This window comes from Arthrobacter sp. NQ4 (assembly GCF_029077345.1).
Classification (GTDB): domain Bacteria; phylum Actinomycetota; class Actinomycetes; order Actinomycetales; family Micrococcaceae; genus Arthrobacter.
In genome coordinates this window covers 105522-131778 of the sequence record NZ_JARETC010000001.1, presented here as the reverse complement: position 1 = coordinate 131778, position 26257 = coordinate 105522, and the positions used below count along the sequence as shown (strand labels likewise).

The following is a 26257-nucleotide window of genomic DNA, read 5'->3' as shown; positions in this document are numbered from 1 at the left end:
TACTGCCCTGCCGGCGGTCAGCGCCGCAGAATAACAGTCAGGCGTTCCGTGTCACGGCGGGCGCGGGTACGGCCCAGGTAGACGACGGCGGCGATGGCCGCAGCTACTCCCAGGACCATGGGCAGGACCCACGGAAGCCAGGTGGTCCCCGGCAGGTAGCCGAAGCCCGCAGTGATCAGGATGATCCAGGCCAGCGCCGCAACACCCGCGGCAACACCGGCAGGAACTGCCGCACCGTATTTGGCATGCCGCTTGTCATTGGCCCAGACGACGAAGCCGGCGGCGACGGTTGCCAGCACCACGATGGTCAGCGAAAGCATGGATCTCCTTGGGAAACTGCGGTGGCCCGGGGACGGGCAGAGGGTGAAACGGGCCGGACTAGAACTGGCCGAAACCTACGCGCCGGACCTCCTCGGCACCAATTTCCACGTAAGCCAGTGCGTTGCCCGGAACAATGATCAGGCGTCCTTTGTCATCCTTCAGGCGCAGTTCGCTGCCCTCATTAATGGCTTCGCCAACAACCTTGGCCACCGTCTCCGCATCCTGGGTTGATTCCAGCACGATTTCGCGGCCAACGTTTTGAACGCCGATCTTAATTTCCAAGGGGGCCTCCCAGCCTGTGAAAGTACTCGTGTTTCTCAACGAGGTGTTGTCTTATTTGTAGTCTAGGACTCTTTGGGGAAGCGAGAGATTCCGCGCCAAGCTAAACGGTAGATGAGGTCGCTGGCCACATCGAGGTCCAGGTTGCCGTCCGTTTCCAGCCAGTACCGGGCGCTGACCTGCGCCATTCCGGCCAGGCCGCGGCCCAGCAGTTCCGCTTCCAGGTGGGGGAGCTTGGTGTCCTCCGCAATGACCCGGGCAATGGCGTCGGCGAAGGTCCGGTTGAACGTTTCCAGCCGCGAGCTCACATCGGGATCATTAATAAGGTCGGACTCGAACACCAGGCGGTGGGCCTGGTCGTCATTGGCGATGAAGTGGAAGTAGGCGCGCATGACAGCCTGGACGCGTTCATCGTTGTCAGTGGTGGAGTTCAGGGCGCCCAGCATCAGTTCGGTCAGCGAGGCCAGATGGCTTTCCAGCAGGGCGAGGTAGAGCTCGCGCTTGGAAGGAAAATGCTGGTACAGCACCGGTTTGCTCACATGGGCAGTTTCTGCAATCTCATCCATTGCCGCACCGTGGTAGCCGTTGGCTACGAACACCTCCTGGGCCGCGGCAAGGAGCTGTGCCCGGCGCTCATCCCGGGGCAGGCGGGCGGACCGCTGGCCTGCGGGGCGGGAGGGAGTTTGGGGTGCGGCGGAGGCCGGACGGTCAGCCCGTGCTTCAGGGACCACAGTTGTCCTTCTTTCCATTGCAGTTACCCTTCACTTTACTGCGGGGTAATATGACCCGGCGGTATCCCGGGGCATACATTGAAGTATGGCTTCGACTTTCACCGCAAATGTTGCAACCCCTGCCCTGGATCCGCTGGTGGAACCGGCTGCCGGCCTCACTCCCGCCGAGGTTGAACGGTACTCCCGCCACCTGATCATTCCCGAGATCGGCGCGCTGGGGCAGCGGCGGCTCAAGAACGCCAAGGTGCTGGTCATCGGCGCCGGCGGCCTGGGTGCCCCGGCCCTGCTGTATCTCGCCGCGGCTGGGGTGGGAACGATCGGAATCATCGACGACGACGTCGTGGACCTGAGCAACCTGCAGCGCCAGGTGATCCACGGCGTCAGCGACGTGGGCCGCCCCAAGACCGAATCGGCACGCGATGCCATCGCCGGGCTGAACCCGCTGGTTGACGTCCGGCTGCACAACGTACGCCTGGACTCATCCAATGCCCTGGAACTGTTCAGCGGGTACGACCTCATTCTTGACGGTGCCGACAACTTCGCCACCCGGTACCTGGTGAACGATGCCGCCGCCATCCTGGGAAAGCCCTACGTATGGGGTTCCATTTTCCGTTTCGATGGCCAGGTCAGTGTGTTCTGGGAGAAGCACGGACCCACCTACCGGGACCTCTACCCCGAAGCGCCGCCTGCCGGGTCCGTTCCGTCCTGCGGTGAGGGCGGCGTCTTCGGCATGCTGTGCGCCGCCGTGGGATCGCTCATGGTGACCGAAGCGGTGAAGCTGATTACCGGCGTCGGACGTTCCCTGCTGGGCCGCGTGGCCCTGTTTGACGCACTGGGCGGCAGCTGGCGTGAAATCCGGGTGTCGAAGGACCCGGCCGCCCAGCCCATCACGGAACTCACTGACTACGAGGCGTTCTGCGGCATCGCCCCGGCCGCCCCGTCGGACACGGAACACACCGTCACGGCCACCCAGCTGGCCACCATGCTGGCCTCGCGCAAGGCCGGGCTCAAGGACTTCGAACTGGTGGACGTCAGGGAGTCGGGGGAGTACGACATCGTCCGGATCGACGGAGCCAAACTGATTCCGCAGGGTCGCATCCTGGCCGGCGAAGCCTGGGATGAACTTCCGCAGGACCGGGACATCGTGTTCCACTGCAAGGCCGGGACACGCTCCGCTAACGTCCTGGCGGCGGCCCGGCAGGCCGGCTACCAGCGCGTCAGCCATCTCGACGGCGGGATCCTGGCCTGGGTGCGGGACGTCGAACCCCAGAAGCCGGTCTACTGACCCGGACGCCCGATCACCTTTAGCGGCTTTTTGAGAAACGCCCCATCACTTCCCTGAAGAAAGTGATGGGGCGTTACCGATTTAGGGGCAAATGGTGATGGGGCGTCGGGGAGGGAGAACGTCAGGCGGTTTCGCGGCCCTTGTGGTCCACCGGGCACTCGGCCTCCACCACTGCGGGCGCGGCTGTGGCGGGCTGGGAGGTGCCCGGCTGCTCGACGGTAATGCCGTACAGCGCCTCGAGCGCCGCAACGTAATCATCCTGCTGGCCGTTTGCGGCGAGTTCGCGGGCGCGGACGGTGGGGACGTGCAGCAACTGCTTGACCATGCGGCGGAGCGCGAACTCCACTTCTTCAGCGGCAGCGGTGCAGCCGTGTCGGGCACGGACCTTTTCCATCTCCGCGTCCAGCACGTTCATGGTGTGGCGGCGCAGGGCAACGATGGCGGAGTCCACGGAGCGGGCTTCGCGCTCCTGTTCGAAGGCCTTGGCGGCGCCCTTGACGATGCCGCTTGCCTGGGCCAGCGATTCCGCCTGCTCCTGCGGCGCGGCCAGGCGCACCGATTCCAGGGTCAGCAGTTCCACGCCGTCCAGCTCGCCGACGGCGGGATCGAAGTCGTGGGTGAGCGCCAGGTCGATGGCAATCAGGGGCTGGGGTGAGTCCGCACGGACCTGGGCCAGTTCGTCCGCTTCAACCCGGGTGTCCGAGCCGCTGCAGCCGATCATGACGTCGGCGGCCGCCACTGCTGGGCGCAGCGAATCCACATCCAGGGCGGACCCGCCGCGCGAGGCCACGAATCCATCGGCCCGGCCGGATGAGGAGTAGACGGAGATGTCCGTGCAGCCGCGTTCACGCAGCAGTGCCATGGTGGCGCCGGCGTACGCGCCGGTCCCGAACAGCACAACCTTCTTGGTAGTCCAGTCGGGGTTTTCGGAAAGATCGGTGGCCAGGTCCAGGGCCACCGAAACGATGGAAAGCCCCCGGGAACCGAGGGCCGTCTGCGCGCCGACGTCCTTGGCGGTTTTCGAGGCGGCCTGGAACAGCCGGACCAGGCCGGCGCTGGCAGTACCGTCGTGCTGTGCGGTGATAAGGGCGCGGCGCACCTGGCCGGCGATCTCGCGCTCGCCCACGACGGCGGAATCCAGTCCGGCGCTGACGGCGAACAGGTGCTGGGTTACCTCGGGACCGGTACGGGTGCTGAAGGAGCGTGACACGAGGGGCTCGGAGAGTCCGCTGGCCTGGCTGATCCGCGACACCAGTGCAGCCCGGGCCGCTTCGACGTCGTTCGGATTGGGCGCTTCGCCGTAGATCTCATAGCGGTTGCAGGTGGCGAGGACCACCGCTCCGGCCACGGCAGGGGATTCGGTGAGCGCGGATGCGGCAATCCCGGAGGAACCGTTGCTCAACTGAGCAACGGTTTCAAGATCGATGTCGGCGTGTGTAGCCACCAATGAGAAAAGAACCACAGCAGACCAATCATAGCTTTTTCGTTGCCCGGTAGAACAACCACCGGAAAGGATAGTCGCCACACCTGGACGTGATCCGTGCCACCTCAAGGATTCCCGTGCCGTCAGCGACAGGTTGTCGTTATCTTTTGCAGCTCTTTTTGGGCACAATCAAAAGCATGACTCCTAGCCCTGCCGTCTCCGCAGCCGGCACCCTCGCCGCAGACCATCCACTGATGGACGGCCGCACAGCAGACTCCCCGCTGATCACGGCCTACCGCGGCGGCAAGCCGTCCCGCCGTCCCGTCTGGTTCATGCGGCAGGCCGGCCGGTCGCTGCCCGAATACCTCAAGGTGCGCGAAGGCATCGCCATGCTGGACTCCTGCCTCCGCCCAGAGCTGGCCTCTGAGATCACGCTGCAGCCCGTCCGCCGCCATGACGTGGATGCCGGCATCTTCTTTTCCGACATCGTCATCCCGCTGAAGCTCGCCGGCGTGGGAGTGGACATCGTGCCCGGGGTCGGGCCGGTCCTCGACAAGCCGGTACGCACGGCGGCCGATGTTGCCGCCCTGCCGCAGCTCACGTGGGAAGCCCTGGAGCCGATCCGTGAAGCCGTCCGCCTCACGGTGGCCGAACTGGGCAAGACGCCCCTGATTGGTTTCGCCGGCGCACCGTTCACGCTGGCCGCCTACATGGTGGAAGGAAAGCCGTCCCGCGACCACCTGGGCCCGCGGACCATGATGCACGCGGACCCGGAGACATGGAACGCGCTGGCCAACTGGGCTGCCGACGCGTCCGGCATGTTCCTCCAGGCCCAGCTGGAGGCGGGCGCCTCCGCCGCCCAGCTGTTCGACTCCTGGGCGGGCTCGCTGGGGCTGGCCGACTACACCAAATACGTTGCGCCGGCGTCGGCCCGTGCCCTGGACCATGTCCGCCACCTGGGTGCCCCGCTCATCCACTTCGGCACCGGCACGTCCGAACTCCTCGTGGCCATGCGGGACGTGGGAGTGGACGTGGTGGGCGTTGACTACCGGCTGCCGCTCGATGAGGCGAACCGCCGCCTGGGCGGAACGGTTCCGCTGCAGGGAAACATCGACCCCGCGCTGCTGGCAGCACCCTGGGACATCCTGGAGGCGCATGTCCGCGAGGTCATCGCCGCCGGCGCCGGCGCCCCGGGCCACGTTCTGAACCTGGGACACGGCGTACCGCCCGAAACGGACCCGGACGTCCTGACCCGGGTGGTGGAGCTCATCCACTCCATCTCGCCGGAGTAACCCGTGGGCAGCTCCCCGGCGAAACCTGGCCAGGCGCTCGTGGTGGGCGGCGGGATCTCCGGGCTGCTCTCCGCCCGGGAACTCGCAGCAGCCGGTTATGAGGTGACCGTCCTGGAAGCCGGGACGGCGTGGGGCGGCTGTGTTGGCAGCCATACGGTCGCGGGGCTCACCCTGGACAGCGGCGCTGAGTCCTTCGCCACCAGGTCCGACGCCGTAGCCCGGCTCTGCACGGACCTTGGGTTCGGCGGAAAGATCGTTCCCCCGCGGCCGGGCGGTGCCTGGGTGCAGCTTCCGGACGGGCCCCGCGAACTGCCCCGGACCGGAGTCCTGGGCATCCCCGCCAACCCCTGGGACCCTGAGGTCCGCCGTACCCTGGGCGTGCTCGGCTCGCTGCGTGCCTCCCTGGACCGGCTGCTGCCCGCATCCATAGGGGCCGGCGCCGGCGTCACCAGCGTCTCCGCGCTGGTCCGGACCCGCATGGGCTCGCGCGTGCTGGAACGCCTTGTCTCGCCCGTGGTGGGCGGTGTCCACTCCGCCGATCCCGGCCTGCTCGACGTCGACATGGTGGCTCCGGGCCTGCGTGCAGGCCTGCGGAGGCATGGTTCCCTCGCTGCCGCAGTTTCGGCACAGCGGCGCGGCGCCGGGACAACCGGCCAAGCCGGGACGCCCCAACCGGCAAAGGCCGGGTCCGCCGTCGCAGGCCTCGAAGGCGGCATGCACACCCTGGTGGACGCCCTGGTGGCGGAGCTCGAACGACGCGGCGTGACCCTGTTGTTGGGCACTGCCGCCACGGCGGTTTCCCGCACCCCGGAAGGCTGGCGCGTCGACGCCGCCGGGGCGGCCTTCCATGCCGCGCTGCTTGTCATGGCCGTGGAGGGCCCTGCCGCCGTCGACCTGCTCGAACATGCCGTACCTGCAATCTCGGGAAAGAAACCTGCCTCCGGGCCGGACGTCAAGCTGGTCACGCTGGTCCTGGACAAACCGGACCTGGACCGGCGGCCGCGTGGAACGGGAATCCTGGTAGCCCCGCAAACGCCTCGCATCGAAGCAAAAGCGTTGACGCACGCCACGGGGAAATGGGATTGGCTGACCGCCGCTGCCGGCCCCGGGCGCCATGTGGTGCGCCTTTCCTACGGCCGCGTGGACGGCGCTTCGGCCCAGGCCACCGGCCCCCAAACCGATGATGAGCTGTTCGCGGACGCCCTGCGCGACGCATCTGCCCTGCTGGGCGTCCGGATCACCGGCGGGGACGTGCGGGGCTGGGACGTGATCCGGTGGCGCGGAGCCCTGCCGTTCGCCGCCGTCGGGCACCGCGCACGGGCGGCGGACATCCGGCGGTCCTGCAGCGCTGCGGGCGGCCTGGCCGTCGTGGGCGGATGGGTTGCCGGGAACGGGTTGGCCGCTGTGGTGGCGGACACACGTGAGCAAATCGGCCAACTGACTGCGGGCTGAGCGTCGGTGCTGGTCAGCGCCCCGAAGCCGGTCCGCGGCTCCGGCGTGGCGGGCGGCCGGGCCTCCTTGCCGGTTTCCAATCGGCCAGCCGTTCTGGTTAGGGTCGATGACTATGGTTCAACACAGGTCCGAGCTTTCACTTTCCCGGACCGGTATCCATGGGGGACTCCGGCGCGGCACCGCAGCAGCGGCCGTCGGAGCGGTACTGGTTCTTTCCACCGGCGTCCAGGCGTCCTTGGCTGACGACGCGGTCCCCCCTCCGCAGGATCCGGCGGCACAAGGATCCGTCGCCGCAACCGCCGCGGCGTTCGGACTGTCCACGGCGGCCCGTCAAGGCGCTCCGGGAGCGCAGGAAGCCACGGGGAACCCTGGATCCGGTCATGAGGGGGACGGCCGGCAGGGAGCCGGCGAACCCACGGCGGGATCCCCGGCCACGAGCGCCCCGCGCACGCCATGGTCAATTCTTCCGGTGCCGGGTTCCCTGCTTCCGGCGGTCAGCGGTTCCCCGTCCGCGGCGGCCACGTCGACAAGCGCGCCCAGTCCGACGTCCTCGGGAACGCCACTGGCACCTGGCCCGCGGACCACAGCCGCCGCCACTCCGACCAGCTCTCCGGCCACGGACCGGCCAGAGTCTCCCACGGCATCCGGGCCCTCCACTGCGTCAGCGCCGGCCGCTGACCCAGCAACCGGCACGTCCACGGCGGCCGGGGCACCGGCCCGTTCAGCCGTTCCTTCGGCCGCCGGAACGGCCGGGGCCGCATCCGGAGCGCCAGCCGGAGGGGCTGCTTTGGCCCCGGGAACCCAGGCAGCAGTGCCGGGCTCCGGCGTGGCGGGCAGTCCTTTCGTTGCCGGCGCCACCGTAGCGGACGGCAGTGCATTCGGCGCGCCGGCCCAGACGCCGGCCGGCAGCCCGGATGCCGCATATGCGTCCGCTCTGCCGACGTCGCTGTCCATCAATGCGCGCCAGTCCCAGCCCACCCGCGCGCCGCAGGCCGCCGGCGCCCCGGCCGGACCGGGACAGGCAGTTTCCTCCACCGGCCCACTGCCTGGCGTGCCCGATGCCATGGTGTGGCTGGGTGCGGGCCTGGTCGGCGTGGGAGCGGCTGCCGGGCTGGTGTTCCTGCGGATGCGCCGCCTCTAAGGGGGCGCACCTGGTGGCCTGCTGGATGAGGGAATGTGACTTTGCTCACTTCTACGAGCTGTAGAACTTTTCGGTTTCGTCTTGGGGCGGGGAAGGGGCAAACTTGTAACCATGAGCCACACTTCTGCCGAATCTGTCACTAAAACCGAAGAATCAGCCGAGCAGTTCTTTACCCTCTGGACGGTATTCAAGAGGTCGGAGTCAGTGGTCCGCAGCGCTGACGCCGCCGCCGACTTCGAAGCGCTGCTGGAGCGGCTCGCCGCTGCCGGCGTCACCCACCGGGGCAGCTACGACGTCTCGGCCATGCGCGCCGACGCCGACGTCATGGTGTGGCTCCACGGACCCAAACCGGAAGCGCTGCAGCAGGCCATCCGGGACATCCGCCGCAGCACCCTCTTCGCCGGCACCGAGATCGTCTGGTCCGCGATGGGTGTCCACCGCGAGGCAGAGTTCGCCAAGAACCACACCCCGGCATACTCCCGCGGTGTCGCTCCGGCGGAGTGGCTCTGTGTCTACCCGTTCGTGCGCTCCTACGAGTGGTACATCCTGCCCGAGGCCGAGCGCGGCAAAATGCTCCGCGACCACGGCCTCCTGGGCCGCGACTTCCCCCAGGTCATCTCCAACACCGTTTCCTCCTTCGCCCTGGGCGACTGGGAATGGATCCTGGGCCTGGAAGCCCCCGAACTCGTTGACCTTGTGGACCTCATGCGCCACCTCCGCGCTACCGAGGCACGCAACCACGTGCGGGAGGAAGTCCCGTTCTACACCGGTCGACGTATCTCCGCCGACGAGGTTGCCGAGGTCCTGGCATGAGCCCGGAACAGCAGGCCGCCACCGCCGTCAACCCGGTGACCGAGGCCGGACGCATGGCCCCCAAGAACTACGACGCCGTCCTGCTGGCCTCCTTCGGTGGCCCGGAAGGCCAGGATGACGTCATCCCGTTCCTCCGCAACGTCACCCGCGGCCGGGGGATCCCGGACGAGCGGCTTGAGGAAGTCTCACACCACTACCGCGCCAACGGCGGCGTCAGCCCCATCAACCAGCAGAACCGCGAGCTGAAGGCAGCGCTGGAAGCCGAGCTGGCTGCCCGCGGCATCGAGTTGCCCGTGCTGTGGGGCAACCGCAACTGGGCCCCGTACATCCCGCAGACCCTGCAGGAAGCGTACGACGCCGGGCACCGACGGGTGCTGATGCTCACCACAAGTGCCTACTCCTGCTACTCCAGCTGCCGCCAGTACCGCGAGGACATCGGCATGGCGCTGACGGAGACCGGCCTGGACGGCAAGCTCGAAGTGGACAAGGTCCGCCAGTACTTCGACCACCCCGGTTTCGTGGAGCCGTTCGTGGAGGGCACCGCCACCGGCCTGGCTGACGTGCGGGCAAAGCTCGCCGAAGCCGGCACGCCGGACGCCCCTGTCCACATTCTGTTCGCCACCCACTCCATCCCCACCCGGGACGCCGAAGCAGCGGGCCGCTCCGAGGGGGAGCCCCGCGTGTTCGAGGAAGGCTCCGCCTACGTGGCCCAGCACCTCGCCAATGCCGCCGCCGTCATCGAGCGGGTCGAGAAGGAATCCGGGCTGACCGCACCGTGGTCCCTGGTCTACCAGTCCCGTTCCGGTGCCCCGCACGTGCCGTGGCTGGAACCGGACATCAATGACGCCATCGAGGAACTGGCCGGCCAGGGCGTCAAGGGCATCGTCATCGTTCCGCTCGGTTTCGTCAGCGACCACATGGAAGTTGTCTGGGACCTGGACACCGAAGCAATGGAAACCTGCGGCAACCTGGGCCTGGCCGCCACGCGCGTCCCCACGCCCGGTACGCACCGGAAGTTCGTGGACGGCCTGGTGGACCTGATCTGCGAGCGGACGGTGGCCAACAACATCAGTGACCGCCCCGCCCTGACGGATCTTGGTCCCTGGTACGACGTCTGCCGGCCGGGATGCTGCGCCAACTTCCGCGGCGAAAAGCCCACCATTGCAGGGGCTGACACCACCGTGGGCACCGGCCATGACCCGTACCCGTCCGGCGGTGCCGCGGAAACGGCCCAGCTGTGACGGTCCGGATCGGAACACGCGCCAGCAAGCTGGCGCTCACCCAAACCCAGCAGACCGCGGACCAGTTGGCCGCCGTCGGCGGTTTCCCGGTGGAACTGGTGCACGTCCGCACGGACGGGGACGTCCTCACGGGCTCGCTCTCCCAGATGGGCGGCACAGGCGTCTTTGTTGCCGCCCTGCGTGACGCGCTCCTGCGCAATGAGTGCGATGTTGCCGTCCACTCGCTCAAGGACCTGCCGACAGGGGCAGCAGTAGGGCTCAGCCTTGCCGCCACCCCGCGCCGGGTGGACGTCCGCGACGTCCTGTGCGCCCGCGACGGACTCAAGCTGGCAGACCTGCCGGCCGGCGCCCGCATTGGCACCGGTTCGCCACGGCGTGCGGCCCAGTTGCGCGCCGCCCGCGCGGACCTGGACATCGTGGACATCCGCGGCAACGTCGATACCCGGTTGGGCCGCGTCCCCGGGCTGCCCGGCAACTCCACCGGCCAGGTGGTCCCCGGAAAGTCCTGTGACCTGGACGCCGTGGTGCTCGCAGCCGCCGGCCTGGAGCGGATCGGCCGCCTGGACGCCGTCACCGAATACCTGGAAACCGACGTGATGCTGCCCGCCGCGGGACAGGGATCACTGGCCATCGAGTGCCGGACAGCGGACGCCCCGGCAAAGTCCGGCGCGGCTGACGGCTCCCGTGACGTCCTGGCCCAGGCCCTGGCGGCGCTGGACGACCCCGACACCCGCCTTGCCGTCACGGCCGAGCGGGCCGTGCTGGCCCGGCTCGAAGCAGGCTGCGCAGCTCCGGTGGGCGCCTACGCCTACCGCAAAGGCAGCATGCTGCACCTCGAAGCCGTGGTGTGCGCCGTTGACGGCACCGCCACCGTGCGGGACAAGCGCGCCACGGACGGGCTGACGGAGGTGGGAGCCACCTTGCTGGGCATCGAACTGGCGGAGGTCCTCCTTGCTGCCGGAGCCGCCGACATCGCAGACCTGCAGGCGTCCTGACCTGGCAATGACGCAGCCTTCCAGTGACTCCGGATCCGCCACGCCGCATGGAAGCATGCCGCTTGGCGGGGTCCGGGTCCTGGTCACCCGCAGCCCGGAGCGCTCGGGCGCCCTGGTGGAGGCCCTGAAAGGGGCCGGTGCCCTGCCGGTGCTGCTCCCGCTTATCGATTTCGAAAGGGCGCCGGACCAGCACGCGCTGGACGTCGCCTGCGACGCCCTTGCAGCGGGCGCCTTCGACTGGCTGGTGGTCAGCAGTGCCACAACAGTGCACGTCCTGATGGAAAAAGCCGCCGAACGTGGCCTGCGCCTGGACCACCTGGTACCTGCCGCCACGCGGATCGCCGCCATCGGTCCGGCAACTCACCGGCTGCTGGAAGCGGGTGGACTGGACGTAGCGCTCACGCCGGCCGGCGAGCAGTCAGCTGCCGGCCTGCTCGCCGTCTGGTCCGGGAGGGGCAGGATCCTGCTGCCGCAGGCGGACATCGCGGCCGGCACCCTGGCGGCGGGCCTGGAAGCCGCCGGCGGCGACGTCACCGCTGTGACTGCCTACCGCACCGTCGACTACCCGGCGGCAGCGGAGCGCCGTCTCGCCGTCCGGGCGGAAGCGGCCGACGCCGGCCCGCAGCCGCCGTCGTACTCCCTCCTGACGCCGGAAGCTGCCGCCACGGACATCGCCGAAGGGCGCATTGCCGCCGTGATCGCCGCCTCGCCGAGCGCGGTGCGGCGGATCGCCGCCCTTGGTCCGCTCGCCGGCTGCCGGCTGGTGGCAATTGGCCGTTCGACGGCGGACCAGGCCACAGCCCTGGGCCTTGAGGTCGCCGAGGTGGCGGCAGAGCCCACACCGGACGGGCTGGTGGCAGCCGTCGCGAAGGCCCTCAACCCGCCCTGACCGGGCCGGCACGTTTTCCCTCCACAAAGCTTCACAACCATGCGAAGGACAGGACCCATGACTTTCCCCACCCAACGCCCCCGCCGCCTGCGCACCACCCCTGCCATGCGCCGGCTGACCGCCGAAACACGCCTCGCCCCGGCCGAGCTCATCCTTCCTGCCTTCATCATGGAGGGACTCACCGAGCCCAACCCCATCACGTCCATGCCGGGCGTGGTCCAGCACACCACCGACACCCTGAAACGGGCCGCCGCCGAAGCGGTTGAGCTCGGCCTGGGCGGCATCATGCTCTTCGGAATTCCCGAAACCCGCGACGCCGAGGGCACCGCGTCCCTGGATCCGGAGGGCGTGCTGAACAAGGCAATCCGGGACGTCCGCGCGGAGGTGGGCGATGACCTGGTGATCATGAGTGACGTTTGCCTGGACGAATTCACCGACCACGGGCACTGCGGAGTGCTCGACGCTGACGGCTACGTGGACAACGACCGCACCGTGGAGATCTACGCCAGGATGGCCGTGGCCCAGGCAGAGGCCGGCGCGCACATGCTGGGCCCCTCCGGCATGATGGACGGCCAGATTGCCGCCATCCGCTCGGCACTGGACGACGCAGGGCACGTCACCACGTCCGTTATCGCGTATGCCGCGAAGTACGCCTCCGCGTTCTACGGACCTTTCCGCGAGGCCGTGGACTCCCAGCTCACGGGCGACCGGCGGACCTACCAGATGGACGCCGGAAACCGCACCGAGGCCCTGCGTGAGGTGGAACTGGACCTGGCCGAGGGAGCAGACATCATCATGGTCAAGCCGGCCATGAGCTACCTGGACATCGTGGCAGACGTTGCCGCCATGAGCCCGGTACCGGTGTCCGCGTACCAGATCTCCGGCGAATACGCGATGATCGAGGCGGCCGCCGCCAACGGTTGGATCGACCGCCGCGCCGCCATCACCGAGTCCGTACTGGGCATCCGGCGGGCCGGCGCCCACACGGTCCTCACCTACTGGGCCGCCGAACTGGCCGGCTGGCTGAAGGAAACCCAGTGACCGGTCCTTCCACCGCGCCTACCGCACCCGTGGGGGAGGACCGCATCCTCCTTGGGCTGAACACCTTCGGTGACATCGGCGCGAACCCGGACGGCAGCCCGCAGCCCCATGCCCAGGTCCTGCGCCAACTGCTGGAGCAGGCGGAACTGGCGGACGCCGTCGGACTCCATGCCTTTGGCGTGGGGGAGCACCACCGCAAGGACTACGCCGTCTCCGCGCCGGAAGTCTTCCTGGCTGCCGCCGCGGCGCGCACGTCCCGCATCCGGCTCGGATCCGCCGTGACGGTCCTCAGTTCGGACGATCCCATCAGGGTTTTCCAGCGCTTTGCAACCGTGGACTCCATCTCCAACGGCCGGGCCGAAGTGATGCTCGGGCGCGGATCGTTCATTGAGTCCTTCCCGCTGTTCGGGCTGGACCTGGCGGACTACGAGGTCCTGTTCGAGGAAAAACTCGAACTGTTCGACAAGGTTCGGGCGCAAAAACCCGTGCACTGGGAAGGCAGCACGCGTCCCGCCCTGCACGGGCTGAGCGTTTACCCGCCCCTGGAGCACCACCTGCTGCCCACCTGGATCGGCGTGGGCGGCACCCCCGAATCCGTGCTGCGGTGCGCCCAGTACGGTTACCCGATCATCTTCGCGATCATCGGCGGCCAGCCGCGGGGCTTCCGGCCCCTGGCCGACCTCTACCGCGAGGCGATGGGTAAGTACGGACATCCCATGCAGCAGATGGCCACGCACTCGCCGGGCCATGTTGCCGACACGGATGAGCAGGCCCGGGAAGAGCTCTATCCCCACTGGCTTGCACTCCGGAACAGACTCGGGGCCGAGCGCGGGTGGGGTCCGGCCGGACGCGGAGAGTTCGATGCCCTCTGTTCCGCAGAAGGGGCGCTCTACGTCGGATCACCGGAAACGGTGGCCCAAAAAATCGTCCGGCTGAAGCGGAACCTGGGTGTTGACCGCTTCGACCTGAAATACAGCAACGGTCCGCTGCCCCACAGCGCCATGATGCGCTCCATCGAACTGATGGGCACGGCGGTGGCGCCCCGGGTGGCGGAACTGCTCGCCGGCTGACAGAGCTTCCCGGCTAACTGAGAGAATAGAAACCATGACTTCCAGCAATCCTCGCAACGAGGCACTCTTCGACCGCGCCCGCCGGCTGATGCCCGGCGGCGTCAACTCGCCGGTGCGGGCCTTTGGCTCCGTCGGCGGGACCCCGCGCTTCATGGTCTCCGCGAAGGGACCGTACCTGACAGATGCCGACGGCAAGGAATACGTGGACCTGGTCTGCTCCTGGGGCCCGGCCCTGCTGGGCCACGCCCACCCGGCCGTGCTGGAGGCGGTCCACGCCGCCGTCGACCGGGGGCTCTCCTTCGGCGCCTCCACCCCGGACGAGGCCAACCTGGCAGCCATCGTCCAGGAGCGCGTTCCCGCCGTCGAACGCCTCCGGATGGTGTCCACCGGCACCGAGGCCACCATGACCGCCGTCCGGCTGGCCCGCGGATTCACCGGCCGCAACCTGATCATTAAGTTCGCCGGCTGCTACCACGGCCACCTGGACGGACTCCTGGCTGCCGCGGGCTCCGGCCTGGCAACCCTCGCCCTGCCCGGCTCCGCCGGTGTCACCGAAGCAACCGCCGCGGAAACGCTGGTGCTGCCGTACAACGACCTCACCGCCGTCAAAGAAGCCTTCGCCGTGCACGGGCCGAACATCGCTGCCGTGATCACCGAGGCCGCGCCGGCGAACATGGGCGTAGTCACCCCTGCCGAGGGATTCAACCTTGGGTTGTCGCAGATCACCCGGGAGCACGGCGCGCTCCTCATCGTCGATGAAGTCCTGACCGGGTTCCGCACCGGTTACTCGGGCTACTGGGGCCTCACCGGCGGTGCGCCGGATGCGGAAAACCCGTGGACCCCCGACCTGCTCACCTTCGGCAAGGTCATCGGCGGTGGAATGCCGACGGCGGCCCTCGGCGGCCGTGCCGACGTCATGGACTACCTCGCGCCCACCGGCCCCGTGTACCAGGCCGGTACGCTGTCCGGGAACCCGGTGGCGATGGCGGCCGGCGTTGCCACCCTGACCCACGCCACCCGCGATGTCTACTCCTTCATCGACGTCCGTTCCCTGGAGCTTTCCTCCGCCGTCTCCAACGCGCTGGACTCCGCAGGGGTGGACCACTCGATCCAGTTCGCGGGAAACCTGTTCTCGGTGGCCTTTGGAACCTCCGCCAACGGGGTCCACAACTACGCCGATGCACAGGCGCAGGAGGCGTTCCGCTACGCGCCGTTCTTCCACTCCATGCTGGAATCCGGGGTCTACCTGCCGCCGTCGGTCTTCGAGGCGTGGTTCCTCTCCGCCGCCCACGACGACGCCGCCATGAACCGGATCTACGACGCACTGCCTGCCGCGGCAAAAGCGGCCGCAGCCGCCCAGGGCTAGCACCGCCGTCGTCCCCTAAGAAAAAATCCCCGGCTGCAGGCTGCAGCCGGGGATTTTCTTTGCGTGCGGGGCGTTAGAGGACGTCCGACAGGAAGCCCTTGAGCCGGTTTGTCCTTGGCTCGGTGAAGAGCTGCTCAGGCGGCCCGGACTCCACCACGACCCCGGCATCCATGAACGTCACGGCGTCGGAGACGTTGCGGGAGAAGCCCATTTCGTGGGTCACCACCACCATGGTCATGCCGCCCTTGGCGAGGTCCGTCATCAAGGCCAGGACACCCTTGACCAGCTCGGGGTCCAGGGCAGAAGTGGCCTCGTCGAAGAACATCACCTCGGGCTTCATGGCCAGTGCACGGGCGATTGCCACGCGCTGCTGCTGGCCGCCGGAAAGGTTGGCGGGGCGGGACTCGGCCTTGTGCTTCAGGCCCACCAGGTCCAGCTGTTCCAGCGCCTCGCTGCGCGCCTCCTCCTTCGAGAGCTTGCGCAGCTTGCGCAGGGCCAGCGAGACGTTTTCCTCCACCGTCTTGTGGGGGAACAGGTTGAACTGCTGGAACACCATGCCGATCCGGCGGCGGAGCTCGTCGGGATTGTCCTTCAGGACCGAGCGGCCGTCCAGCAGGATGTCCCCCTGGTCGGGTTCGATCAGCCGGTTCATGACCCGCAGCAGGGTGGACTTACCGGATCCCGACGGGCCGATGACAGACGCCGTGGTGCCCTGGGGCACATGCAGGTCGATGCCCCGCAGCACGTGGTTGCTGCCGAAGGAAAGGTGGATGTTCTTGGCGCTCAGCGTTCCTGATGCGAACTCGCTCATGCCTGGGCTCCCTTTCCAACGACGGCTGCGGCGTCGTCCGGTTCTTTCTTTTCGGGCCGGCCGGTCCGCAGCCGGGCATCGATCCAGTTCACGAAGTGGGTCAGCGGGATGGTGAGTACGAGGTAGAAGACGGCTGCCGCCACGTAGGGCGAAAGGTTGCCGGTGGTGGCCGCCGCGTCCTTGCCGATCTGGAAGATTTCCCGCTCACTGGCCAACAGGCCGAGGAGGAAGACCAGGGATGACTCCTTGATCAGCGCAATGAACTGGTTGACCAGGGCAGGAAGCACCCGGCGGATGCCCTGGGGAACCACTACCAGGCGCATGGATGCACCGTAGCCGAACCCCAGGGCGCGGGATGCCTCCAGCTGCCCTTTGTCAACGCTCTGGATGCCGGAGCGGAAGATCTCCCCGATGTAGGCGCCGGACATCAGGGACAGTGCCGCGACCGCCATCGGATACGGGCTCGTCGAACCCGTAAATTCACGGACGATCGGACCGAATCCGAATCCGATGACCAGGATGGTCAGGACAGGCGGAAGGCCGCGGAGGATGTCGGTGTAGACCCGTGCGACCCAGCGCGCTGCTGCGTTCCGGGAGATCCCCATCAGGGCGAGCAGCATCCCGAGGGCTGTCCCGATGATGCCGGAGATGATGGCGAGCACGAGGGTGTTCGGCAAACCGACGGCGAACATCTTGGGGATGACTTCGCCCATCGCCTTCCAGTCAAGGAAGGTGTCAGCGAGTTGCTTGAGGATATCCATGGAACGCCCTGGTTACTTGGCGGCCGGGATCTGGACGGCCTTGCTGCCCGGCTTCCAGCCCTGCGGGGTCTGCTCAGCAACGGTCGGGCGGTCCTTGTACCATTCGGACGTCAGCTTGGTCCAGGTCCCATCGGCGATGACTGCGTCCAGGCCGGAGTTGAGGGCGTCGATCAGGGGCTGGTTGTCCTTGTTCACTGCGTACGCGGTGAAGTTCTGGGTGTTCACAACCTTTTCGGCGATCTTGGTGTTGTCGCCGTCCTTGACCTGGCCGGTCGCCTGCTGGGACGGTGCCACCCAGGCGTCGATCTGGCCGTTCTTCACGTTGCCGTAAACGGTGTTGTAGTCCGGGAAGCGGACAGGCTCCAGCTTGAGGGTGTTGGTGACGTAGTCATCCTGCACAGTGCCCTGGACGACGCCGATGCGGACGCCTTCCTTGAGGTCGGCAAAGCCGTTGACCTTGGAGCCGTTCTTAGTGACGACAGCCATGTAGCCGAAGTCGTAGCCGTTGGTGAAGCCAACGGTCTTCCGGCGGGCGTCGGTGGTGGAGATCGAGGAGGACCCGACGTCGAACTGCTTGTTGGCCACCTGGGAAAGCAGGGCGGAGAAATCGGTGGAGGCGAATTCAACCTTCAGGCCCAGCTTGTCACCGATGGCGCGCAGCAGTTCGTTGTCGTAGCCGGTGAACTTGCCGGAGGGGTCGATAAAGATGTTGGGCGGGGCGTCCGAGAGGGTTCCAACACGCAGGGTGCCCTCGGTGATGAGGCCGAGCTTGGACTTGTCGATCTTATCGATCGGGGTGACGCTGGCGGTGGTGTACTTGTCCAGCGTCTGCTGGTCGCTGCCGGCGAGGGCATCGGTGGGGGTGCCGCTGGGCTGGGAAGACCCGCCACCGCAGGCTGCAAGGGAAACCGCGAGGGCCACTGCAACAGGAGCGGTAGTGAGCCATTTCATCGCTTTGATTTTCATCAGGTTGTCACTTTCATATGAGGCATAAGTCGACCGGGCCGCAAGGCAGCGCTGTGGCGCCTGGCACCTGCCCGGCGCTGGTCCAGCTGTCCGCGGCAGGGGTGACCGCAAAACTTTATTGTCTCACTTGGGCGAATACCGGAGGTTAGGCGAACAAAGGGAAGTCCATCCGCTGTGAGGCCGAATATCATTCCGCCCCACGGCTGATAGTGCCCGCAGTTGCAGCGCTATTACGCTTTTGGGGCGAACGATGCCCTCGCTTCAAGCCCGCACTTTACTAAGCGGCGTGACTGTGACATGCCTCCCACTGAAGAAGCACGGGCGCAACCTAGAAGCCACCTGCCGTAGCATCCTGCGGCGGCAGCACGGGCCAGTCTCCCTCGATCACGGCGGCCGGTTTCGTCTTCCGGAGGTACTCCTGGAAGTCCGATGCCTGGCTGACCGCCCAGTCCACCTGAAGCTGGTGCAGCTGGCTGGCCGGCATCATCAGCTTGGGGAACTTGCCCGCCATGGCATCAAGCACCCTGAGGGTGGCCAGGGCGTCCGCCGCGGAGGTATGCGCATTGTCCAGGACCACCCCGTACTCCTCACACAGCGCTGTGAGTGTCCGCTTCCCCTTGCGGTAGCGGTCAACCTGCTTGTTCATGATGTAGGGATCCAGGACGGGGAACCGGCTCAGCTGCGGAATCCCGTACCGGGCCGACTCGGCGGCGAGGACCGTGAAATCATAGCTCGCGTTGAAGGCGATCACCGGGGTGCCGGAATCAAACAGTTCCTGCAGGACTGTGGCCACCTCACGCGTGACCTCGTGGGCAGGGCGGCCCTCACGCCTGGCCTGTTCGGTGGTGATGCCGTGGACGTCACTGGCCTCCACGGGGATCTCCACCCCCGGATCGGCCAGCCACTCATGCTCCTTGATGACCTCACCCTGGTGGTCCACTACGGTGATTGATGCCGTGACGATTCTTGCCGCCCGCGAGTTGCGGCCGGTGGTTTCCAGATCGAAGGCTGCGCGGGGGAGGGTGTTCCAGGAACTCATGCTTCAACGCTAAGGGGACCCACCGACAATTCCGGGGAACGCCACTGCGGCTAGATTGGATCAATGCGGAATGAGTACGTCCAGGCGGTCCTGGCCGTCGTGGGCCTGGTACCGCCTGGGGCGGCCGTATCCTATGGGGACGTTGCCGAGCTCCTGGGTGCGGGCGGCCCGCGCCAGGTCGGTTCCGTCATGAGCCATCACGGTGGCGCCGTCCCTTGGTGGCGCGTCCTGAAGGCCAGCGGCCACGCACCCCCGGGGCACGAGGCCGAGGCCCTGCTGCTTTACCTTGAAGAAGGCACTCCGCTGGTTGGCGACTACAGTTCCTACCTCTGCACGGGGGAGGGGCGGTGGCGGGTGGATTTGGGCACGGCACGCTGGGCGCCAACAGACAGTGATTTTGACAGTATCGACGCAGTTGCCGAGGAACTGGAGCGTCGGCTCCACAGGTTGTCGGTGCCTGATGATGGAATGATTTTGTGACCGTAACGATTCCTTTGACCGGACCCTGGGACCCGCACCGGCAGGAGCCGGAAGCAGGCAGGGAGCCGGCTTTCCCCATGCCCGGAAGCCCGGACGGCGGCAGTGCCCTCCGGTTGCTGCCGCCCCGCCGGGTGCACGCCGAGTCACTCCTGCTGACATCCGACCAGCAGGCAGCGGTTGACGTCACCCAAGGCTCCGGACCGTGCCTGGTTCCGGGTGCACCAGGCACGGGAAAGACCACCGTCCTCGTCGAGGCCGCGGTCCAGCGGGTCTTCCGCGACGGCGTGGATCCGGAACGCATGCTGATCCTTGCGCCCACCCGGCTTGCTGCCGACTTCCTGCGGGACCGTTTCACTGCCCGGCTGGACAGGAGCCTCAGCACCACTCCTGCCAGGACATGGGCCTCGTACGCATTCGACCTGATCCGCCGCGCCAAGGCTGAAGGCGTCATATCGTTGTCCAGGCCGCCGCGCCTGTTGTCGGGCCCCGAACAGGACCTCATCATCAAGGAACTCCTTGAGGGCCACAGGCTGCCGGGCCTGGAACTGCCGTGGCCGTCCGATCTTGATGGCGCCCTGGAAACCAGGGGGTTCCGCCAGGAGGTGCGGCAACTCTTTGACCGCATCATTGAATCGGGCCGCACGGCTGAAGACCTTGCGCAACTGGCGGACACCTGCGGCCGCCCGGACTGGAAGGCGGCAGCGCGCCTCTACGCCGAGTACCGGGACGTCCTCGACCTGCGGATGCCCGAAGCCTTTGACCCCGCCGGCATCATCACGGCCGCCCGGCAGATCTTCCAGGACGCGCCGGAATTCCTTGCAGCGGAACGTGCCAGGCTGCAGGTTGTCCTGGTGGACGATATCCAGGAAGCGAACCCGGCCATCTTCGAATTGCTGGCGGATATCGCCGCCGGTAAAGACTGCTACGTGACGTCGTCCCCGGACACTGTGGTCCAGGGGTTCCGGGGCGCCCGGCCGGACTTGGTGGCTGAACTGCCCCGGCTGTTGTCAGCACAATCGGCTGTCCTCGAGCGTCCGCTGTGGCATGCCCACGGCCTGGCGCCTGCAGTGGCAGAGGCGTGGTTGAACGTCGCAGGCCGCATCTCGCAGCGGGCAGGCGGCCAACTGGCCCGCCGCCTCAGCCGGCCCGGAGATGCCGGCGAACCCGGCAGCGTCGAGGCCCACCTTGTCCCTACTCCGGTGCATGAGCTGCGGTACGTTGCCCAGCGGATCTTGGACCAGCACATCAACCACAACCGTGATCTTGCGGACATGGCAGTGATCGTGCGCAACGGCGGCCAGGTCAGCGAGTTGCAGCGCTATTTATCCGGGCAGGGCATTCCCGTACGGGTGCCCGTGGCTGAATCCGCGGTGCGCGATGAGGTAGCCGTACGTCCGCTCCTCGATGCGTTCGCCATTGCGCTGGATCCGGAGCTTTTGACGCCCGAAGCCGCGGTGTCCCTCCTCACCTCCCGCATCGGTGGCGCTACCTCCATTGAGCTGCGCAGGCTCCGGCAATCGTTGCGGCGCGAGGAACTCCTGGGCGGCGGGGGCCGCGCCAGTGATGCGCTGCTGGTCCAGGCCCTGCTTGAGCCGGGGGCGCTGGGCGCATTGGGGATCGAAGGGCGCGCAGCACGGCGCACCGCGCGGATGATCCGTGCGGGGCGGGAAGCAGCCGGACTCCCGGGGGCCAACGCCGAGTCGGTACTGTGGGCGCTCTGGGACTCAACGGGCCTGTCGTCGGCCTGGACAGCGACAGCTTTGTCGGGCGGACCGCATGGGGCGCGGGCTGACCGCGACCTTGATGCGATGATGGCGCTTTTCCACACCGCGGAACGCTACGTGGACCAGATGCCCGGCGCCGGGCCGGAACAGTTCCTGGAGTATCTCCTGAACCAGGAGCTCCCCATGGACACCCTCGCCGCCCGGGCCCAGCTCGATGACGCTGTGGAGTTGATGACGCCGGCCAGCGCGGCAGGGCGGGAGTGGCCCGTGGTGATCATTGCCGGGCTGCAGGAGGGGGTGTGGCCCAATACGAGGCTCCGCGGTGAACTGCTCGGCAGCACCCTGTACGCGGACGCCGTGGAACACGGCCCGCAATATGCCCTGCAGCGCGATCCCCTCAGCCGCCTGCGGGATATCCGCTATGACGAACTCCGCAGCTTCTCCACGGCGGTGTCCAGGGCACGCGAACTGCTGGTCTGCACGGCGGTTTCGTCGGAGGACCACCAACCGTCGTCGTTCCTGGATTTTGTTTCACCCCTGGGGCCGGAAGCCGGGGGCCGGGCTTTCACCCAGGTGGAACGGCCCATGACACTCCGCGCCCTGGTGGCGGAGCTCAGGCAGCATGCCCAGCTCGATGCCGCGGCGCCACAGGCGGCGGAAGCCGCCAGGGTCCTGGCGCAGCTCGCAGCGGCCGAACCAGCTGTGGCAGGAGCCCACCCTGGCAGCTGGTGGGGACTCGCCCCCCTGACCACATCCGAGGCTGTGGTCCCGCCCGGGGGAACTGTGTCCGTGTCCCCGTCGAAGGTGGAGACGGTGCAGAAGTCGCCGCTGGATTGGTTCGTCCAGGCAGCGGGAGGGGAGCCTGCCACGGACTTCGCCCGAAGCCTGGGCACCCTGGTGCATGCCATCGCGCAGGACATGCCGGACGCATCCGGATCCGAGTACGTTGCCGAACTCCTGCGCCGGTGGCCTGCGCTGGGCATGAAGGACAATTGGGAGGGCCGGCTGGACTTCCAGCGTGCCGAGTCCATGGTGCGGAAGCTGGCGCAGTATGTGCTGTCCATGAGGGACGAGGGCCGCAGCCTGCTGGGTGTTGAACAGGACTTCGAAGTGGCCCTGGGAGGGGTGGCGGTGGATGAAGCTCCGCCGCGGGACGCCGTGCTCCGCGGCCAGGTGGACCGGCTGGAGATCGACGGGGAAGGCCGGCTGGTGGTGGTGGACCTCAAGACCGGCAAGAGGCAGCCGGGCAAGGACGAACTGTCCCGCCATCCGCAGCTGGGCGCGTACCAGGCAGCAGTGCTCGCGGGCGGGTTTGACGCTTCCGGCGGCGGCCAGGGCCTGTCCGGCGGGGCCGTGCTGGCGCAGCTCGGGACCGGGGCAAAAAGTCCAGCGATCCAACAGCAGGAACCACTCGACCCACAGGAGAACTGGGCATTGGACATGGTCAAGGAGGCCGCAGCCGTCATGGGTGGAAGCGAATTCATTGCCCGGCACGATCCTGCCAAGGGCAGCCACGGCGGTCATGGTTGCCGTCTTCCCGAGGTGTGCCCGCTGTGCGTGCGTGGACGGCAGGTGACCGAATGAGTGGGGCCTTGCCTGCTGTGGAAGCCACCCCCGCGGTACGTTTCAGCCCCGAAGAACTGTCCTTGCTGCTCGGCGAGAAGAACACTCCCACGCCCGAGCAATCCGCCATCATCTCGTCCCCCTTGGCGCCCCGGCTGGTCATCGCGGGCGCCGGATCGGGCAAGACCGCCACCATGGCGGACCGGGTGGTATGGCTGGTGGCCAACGGAGGGGTCACCCCTGAGGAAGTCCTGGGCGTGACCTTCACCCGCAAAGCTGCGGGTGAACTCGCCAGCCGGATCCGGTCGAAACTCCTTGCGCTGCAGCGTCTTGCCGCGAAGGACGACCACCGGGAGCTTTTCCCGGCCGGGCTGCTCAGCAGTGATGCCCTGGAGCCCAAGGTATCCACCTACCACTCATTCGCCAGCGGCATCGTTTCCGACTACGGCCTGCGGCTCGGGGTGGAGCGGGACGTGGTTCTGCTGGGGGGTGCGCAGGCCTGGCAGCTGGCCAGCGAGGTGGTTGAAGCCTACGACGGCGAATACCAGCACTTCCGTGCCGCCAAGTCCACCCTGGTCAAGGCCGTCATCCAGCTGGCTGGTGAATGCGCCGAACACCTTCAGGAACCCGAAGACGTGGAAGCGTGGCTGATGGCGCGTCTTTCGGAGTTTGAATCCCTGCCATACCTGGCCGACAAGAAGAGGAACACACCAAAGGCGGCGTTGGACCTCGGCGGTATGCTGCGGACCCGGGCAAGCGTCGCCGACATGGTGGGCCGCTACGCCGCCGCCAAACGGGCCCGCGGGGCGCTCGACTTCGGCGACCTTGTGGCCCTCGCTGCCAAGGTGGCGCAGGATGTTCCTTTGGCGGCCCAGATGGAACGCCAAAGATACAAAGTGGTTCTGCTCGACGAATTCCAGGACACGTCGTATGCCCAGCTGGTGCTCTTTTCCCGCCTTTTTGGCGGCGGCCATGCCGTGACGGCGGTCGGCGACCCCAACCAGTCGATCTATGGTTTTCGCGGCGCTTCGGCGGGGCAGCTGTTCCACTTCGTTCGCGAGTTTCCCGTGCGCACCGGGGAAGCGGAGGACGGAACCGGCTGGGCGCCCGCGCCCACCTCCTTCCTGACCACTGCATGGCGGAACGGCCGGTCGATCCTCGCAGCTGCCAACGTCATGTCCCAATCCCTTGGCCGGACAGCTGCACAGCATGGACCTGCCGGAAGCAGGCCGGCCGCTGCTGAAGTACCGCCGCTGCAACCGAGCCCGCACGCCGTGGACGGAACCGTGGTGCTGGGGCGTTTCGCCAGCGACGTGGAAGAAGCTGCTGCCCTGGCTGACGATGTCCTGCGGTACCGGGTGACGGACTTCGAGCTGAAGCCGGACGGTACACCCGAGCCCCCTGCGCTCGCCGTGCTGTGCCGCCGACGCGCGCAGATGGAGCCCGTCCGGCGGCAGTTCGAGGCCCGAGGCATCCCCTATGAAATCGTGGGCCTCGGCGGCCTCCTGGACACCCCGGAAATCGTGGACCTGGTGGCCACCCTGCGCGTCCTTGCAGACCCAGGCCGGTCTGATGCCCTCATGCGGCTTATCGCAGGTGCCCGGTGGCGGATAGGACCTGCCGATCTCATGGCCCTGCGCGACTGGTCCGGCCAGCTGGCACGCAGCCGGGGGAAGGCTGCGCAGGGGTTCGATGACGACGTCCAGGACAACGACGAAGCAGATGCCCCCATCCTCGAGGGTGACCTGACCGACGGAGCCAGCCTGGTGGAGGCCCTGGACTTCCTGCCCCGGGACGAATGGACCTCGTCCAATGGCCGCACCCTCAGCACGGAGGCGCGCAGCAGGCTGGCCAGGTTGTCAGCCGAGCTGCGGCAACTTCGTGGCTACCTCGGGGACGACCTCACCACGCTCCTGGGGGAGGTCGAAAGGGCCATGCTGCTGGACATCGAGGTGGCCGCCCGCCCCGGAATCAGCATCCATCAGGCCCGCCGCAACCTCGACGCCTTCCAGGATGCGGCGGCAGGGTTCCTCCGCACCTCCCAACGGGTGGACATCCTCGCTTTCCTGTCCTGGCTTGAGGCTGCGTCGGCGGAGGAAAACGGATTGGAGGCGCCGGCCAGCGACGTCAACCGGGAAGCCGTGCAGCTGCTGACGGTGCACGCTTCCAAGGGCCTGGAGTGGGATGTCGTGTTTGTCCCGGGGATGAACGCGGGCGCCTTCCCCAGCGACCGGGATTCACGCTGGAGCAGCGGCTCTGCTGCGCTGCCTTGGCCGCTGCGTGGGGACCGGGCAGACCTGCCGCAGTGGGACCTCGACCAGCCGGACCAGAAAGGCTGGCTGGATGCCGAGAAAGAGTACAAAGCCGGCGTGCAGGCCCACGGGGAGTCGGAGGAACGGCGGTTGGCTTACGTCGCCTACACCAGGGCCAAGCATGTCCTGTGGGTGTCCAGTGCCGCTTGGGTGGGATCGCGGGCCGGTCGCGCGGAAATGTCCCCGTTCCTCGCGGAACTGGAAGCCCTCACGCAACCGGCTGATGGCAGATCCCGGGTGCCGGCTGTAGTCCATCCGTTCTCGCTGGAAGAGGCAGCGTTGCCCCAACAGAGCCCGCTGACGCAGGAGACGGAAGAAGCCCGCTGGCCCTACGATCCCCTTGAAGGACCCGTCGACCCACGCACGGGTGAACGCCTGCGCCTGGCCGGCGGGCGCAGGACGGCCATGGAAACGGCGGCGCAGCAGGTGCTCGGACTACTGGCCGCCGGTTCCGCCCGGCCGCCTCGGACTGGGGGGACAGGGCAGGCGGGCAAGCCCGGAGAGGAAGGCCGTCCACTGCCAGGCCTCACGGGGGCCGCTGCAGGCTGGGCACGCGAAGCTGCGTTGCTGCTGGATCGCAGGGCAAGGAGGTCAGGTGGCCAGGACGTGCACCTGCCCACCCATATATCGGCTTCCACCCTTGTTGACCTTGGAGACGACCCCACGGCAGTGCTGGGCCGCCTGCGCCGCCCTGTGCCGCGCGAACCGGGCATGTCGGCGCGGAAGGGTACGGCGTTCCATGCCTGGGTGGAGGAGTATTTCGGAAAGGCCGGCATGCTGGACCTCGGCGAAGCACCGGGTTCGGACGACCACATCGATGCTGCCTACGACCTTGATGAGATGGTGGCCACCTTCAAGGCTTCCCCCTGGGCTGACAGGTCACCGGCCTTCGTCGAGGTTCCCGTGGAAACCAGGGTGGGCGAAGTGGTGGTCCGCGGACGGGTGGACGCAGTATTCCAGGACGCCGACGGCCGCTGGGACCTGGTGGACTGGAAGACCGGCCGGCGGCCCTCCGCACAGCAGCTGAAGACCCGGGCGGTGCAGCTGGCGGTCTACCGGCTGGCATGGGCGCGGCTCAAGGATGTTCCGCTGGAGGAAGTGCGGGCGGCATTCTTCTACGTTGCTGACAACGCGGTAGTGCGGCCGCACGACCTTGGGACGGCAGCCGACCTGGAAGGAATCGTTGCCGCTGCGATTACCCGGCCTTGAGGCCGCGCCCGCACCTGAGGGACGCCACGGTGGTTCCTCAGGGGGCCGGCCTG

The 26257-nt window shown here is 67.6% G+C and carries 23 protein-coding genes; 15 read left to right on the top strand and 8 right to left on the bottom strand.

Annotated elements, in window-relative coordinates; translation table 11 throughout:
* Positions 1–17: 17 nt before the first annotated feature.
* From PUN51_RS00555 to PUN51_RS00545, 3 genes are all read right to left on the bottom strand, one after another.
* Positions 18–320, bottom strand: coding sequence for a hypothetical protein (locus PUN51_RS00555; protein ID WP_275179560.1), 303 nt, complete (start codon positions 318–320; stop codon positions 18–20).
* Between the two features lie 58 nt (positions 321–378).
* Positions 379–603, bottom strand: coding sequence for a DUF3107 domain-containing protein (locus tag PUN51_RS00550; protein WP_159631504.1), 225 nt, complete (start codon positions 601–603; stop codon positions 379–381).
* A gap of 62 nt (positions 604–665) precedes the next feature.
* Positions 666–1331, bottom strand: coding sequence for a TetR/AcrR family transcriptional regulator (locus tag PUN51_RS00545; RefSeq protein WP_159631505.1), 666 nt, complete (start codon positions 1329–1331; stop codon positions 666–668).
* 85 nt (positions 1332–1416) lie between these two features.
* Here PUN51_RS00545 and moeB point away from each other — a divergent pair, with 85 nt between their 5' ends.
* Positions 1417–2616 carry a molybdopterin-synthase adenylyltransferase MoeB gene (moeB, locus tag PUN51_RS00540; RefSeq protein ID WP_275179559.1) on the top strand — a complete coding sequence of 400 codons (1200 nt, stop codon included), beginning with the start codon at positions 1417–1419 and terminating at the stop codon, positions 2614–2616.
* Between the two features lie 121 nt (positions 2617–2737).
* On the opposite strand, the gene PUN51_RS00535 is transcribed toward moeB, so the two are convergent.
* Complete coding sequence (locus PUN51_RS00535; protein ID WP_275179558.1) at positions 2738–4078, bottom strand: glutamyl-tRNA reductase; 1341 nt, start codon at positions 4076–4078, stop codon at positions 2738–2740.
* Between the two features lie 158 nt (positions 4079–4236).
* Between PUN51_RS00535 and hemE the strand changes: the two genes are divergently transcribed.
* The 11 genes from hemE to hemL all read left to right on the top strand — a co-directional run bounded on the left by hemE (position 4237) and on the right by hemL (position 15339).
* Positions 4237–5331 carry a uroporphyrinogen decarboxylase gene (hemE, locus tag PUN51_RS00530; protein ID WP_275179557.1) on the top strand — a complete coding sequence of 365 codons (1095 nt, stop codon included), beginning with the start codon at positions 4237–4239 and terminating at the stop codon, positions 5329–5331.
* A 3-nt stretch (positions 5332–5334) separates the two neighbouring features.
* Complete coding sequence (hemG, locus tag PUN51_RS00525) at positions 5335–6783, top strand: protoporphyrinogen oxidase (protein ID WP_275179556.1); 1449 nt, start codon at positions 5335–5337, stop codon at positions 6781–6783.
* 453 nt (positions 6784–7236) lie between these two features.
* Entirely contained in the window at positions 7237–7461 is a 225-nt protein-coding gene (locus tag PUN51_RS00520; RefSeq protein WP_224026558.1) for a hypothetical protein, read from the top strand.
* A 109-nt stretch (positions 7462–7570) separates the two neighbouring features.
* Positions 7571–7924 carry a hypothetical protein gene (locus tag PUN51_RS00515; protein WP_159631511.1) on the top strand — a complete coding sequence of 118 codons (354 nt, stop codon included), beginning with the start codon at positions 7571–7573 and terminating at the stop codon, positions 7922–7924.
* Positions 7925–8035: 111 nt separating this feature from the next.
* Positions 8036–8737: a hydrogen peroxide-dependent heme synthase gene (gene hemQ, locus PUN51_RS00510; protein ID WP_141181959.1), complete on the top strand. Its 702-nt coding sequence runs from the start codon at positions 8036–8038 to the stop codon at positions 8735–8737.
* Positions 8734–9978: a ferrochelatase gene (locus PUN51_RS00505; RefSeq protein ID WP_224026557.1), complete on the top strand. Its 1245-nt coding sequence runs from the start codon at positions 8734–8736 to the stop codon at positions 9976–9978. Before hemQ ends, PUN51_RS00505 begins: the two co-directional genes overlap by 4 nt.
* Positions 9975–10973 carry a hydroxymethylbilane synthase gene (gene hemC, locus PUN51_RS00500; protein ID WP_224026556.1) on the top strand — a complete coding sequence of 333 codons (999 nt, stop codon included), beginning with the start codon at positions 9975–9977 and terminating at the stop codon, positions 10971–10973. The genes PUN51_RS00505 and hemC overlap by 4 nt, the downstream gene beginning before the upstream one ends.
* 7 nt (positions 10974–10980) lie before the next feature.
* Positions 10981–11862 carry a uroporphyrinogen-III synthase gene (locus PUN51_RS00495; RefSeq protein ID WP_275179555.1) on the top strand — a complete coding sequence of 294 codons (882 nt, stop codon included), beginning with the start codon at positions 10981–10983 and terminating at the stop codon, positions 11860–11862.
* Between the two features lie 57 nt (positions 11863–11919).
* Positions 11920–12903, top strand: coding sequence for a porphobilinogen synthase (gene hemB / locus PUN51_RS00490; RefSeq protein ID WP_275179554.1), 984 nt, complete (start codon positions 11920–11922; stop codon positions 12901–12903).
* Entirely contained in the window at positions 12900–13973 is a 1074-nt protein-coding gene (locus tag PUN51_RS00485; protein WP_275179553.1) for an LLM class flavin-dependent oxidoreductase, read from the top strand. Before hemB ends, PUN51_RS00485 begins: the two co-directional genes overlap by 4 nt.
* 34 nt (positions 13974–14007) lie before the next feature.
* Positions 14008–15339: a glutamate-1-semialdehyde 2,1-aminomutase gene (hemL, locus tag PUN51_RS00480; protein WP_159631517.1), complete on the top strand. Its 1332-nt coding sequence runs from the start codon at positions 14008–14010 to the stop codon at positions 15337–15339.
* Positions 15340–15412: 73 nt separating this feature from the next.
* On the opposite strand, the gene PUN51_RS00475 is transcribed toward hemL, so the two are convergent.
* From PUN51_RS00475 to PUN51_RS00460, 4 genes are all read right to left on the bottom strand, one after another.
* Positions 15413–16150, bottom strand: coding sequence for an amino acid ABC transporter ATP-binding protein (locus PUN51_RS00475; protein WP_224026551.1), 738 nt, complete (start codon positions 16148–16150; stop codon positions 15413–15415).
* Positions 16147–16911, bottom strand: a complete 765-nt coding sequence (locus tag PUN51_RS00470; RefSeq protein WP_275179552.1) for an amino acid ABC transporter permease — start codon at positions 16909–16911, stop codon at positions 16147–16149. The genes PUN51_RS00475 and PUN51_RS00470 overlap by 4 nt, the downstream gene beginning before the upstream one ends.
* 12 nt (positions 16912–16923) lie before the next feature.
* On the bottom strand, positions 16924–17877 hold the full coding sequence (locus PUN51_RS00465; RefSeq protein WP_159631520.1) for an ABC transporter substrate-binding protein: 954 nt from the start codon (positions 17875–17877) through the stop codon (positions 16924–16926).
* Positions 17878–18205: 328 nt separating this feature from the next.
* Positions 18206–18916 (bottom strand): 3'-5' exonuclease, encoded by a 711-nt coding sequence (locus PUN51_RS00460; RefSeq protein ID WP_159631521.1) that lies wholly within the window; start codon positions 18914–18916, stop codon positions 18206–18208.
* Positions 18917–18979: 63 nt separating this feature from the next.
* Between PUN51_RS00460 and PUN51_RS00455 the strand changes: the two genes are divergently transcribed.
* The 3 genes from PUN51_RS00455 (at position 18980) to PUN51_RS00445 (ending at position 26204) form a co-directional block, all read left to right on the top strand.
* Positions 18980–19396 (top strand): MGMT family protein, encoded by a 417-nt coding sequence (locus tag PUN51_RS00455; RefSeq protein WP_275179551.1) that lies wholly within the window; start codon positions 18980–18982, stop codon positions 19394–19396.
* 77 nt (positions 19397–19473) lie between these two features.
* The gene (locus tag PUN51_RS00450; RefSeq protein WP_275179953.1) at positions 19474–22704 is read left to right on the top strand and encodes an ATP-dependent helicase; all 3231 of its coding nucleotides are present in this window, start codon (positions 19474–19476) and stop codon (positions 22702–22704) included.
* Entirely contained in the window at positions 22701–26204 is a 3504-nt protein-coding gene (locus PUN51_RS00445) for a UvrD-helicase domain-containing protein (RefSeq protein ID WP_275179550.1), read from the top strand. Before PUN51_RS00450 ends, PUN51_RS00445 begins: the two co-directional genes overlap by 4 nt.
* The last annotated feature ends 53 nt before the right edge of the window (positions 26205–26257 follow it).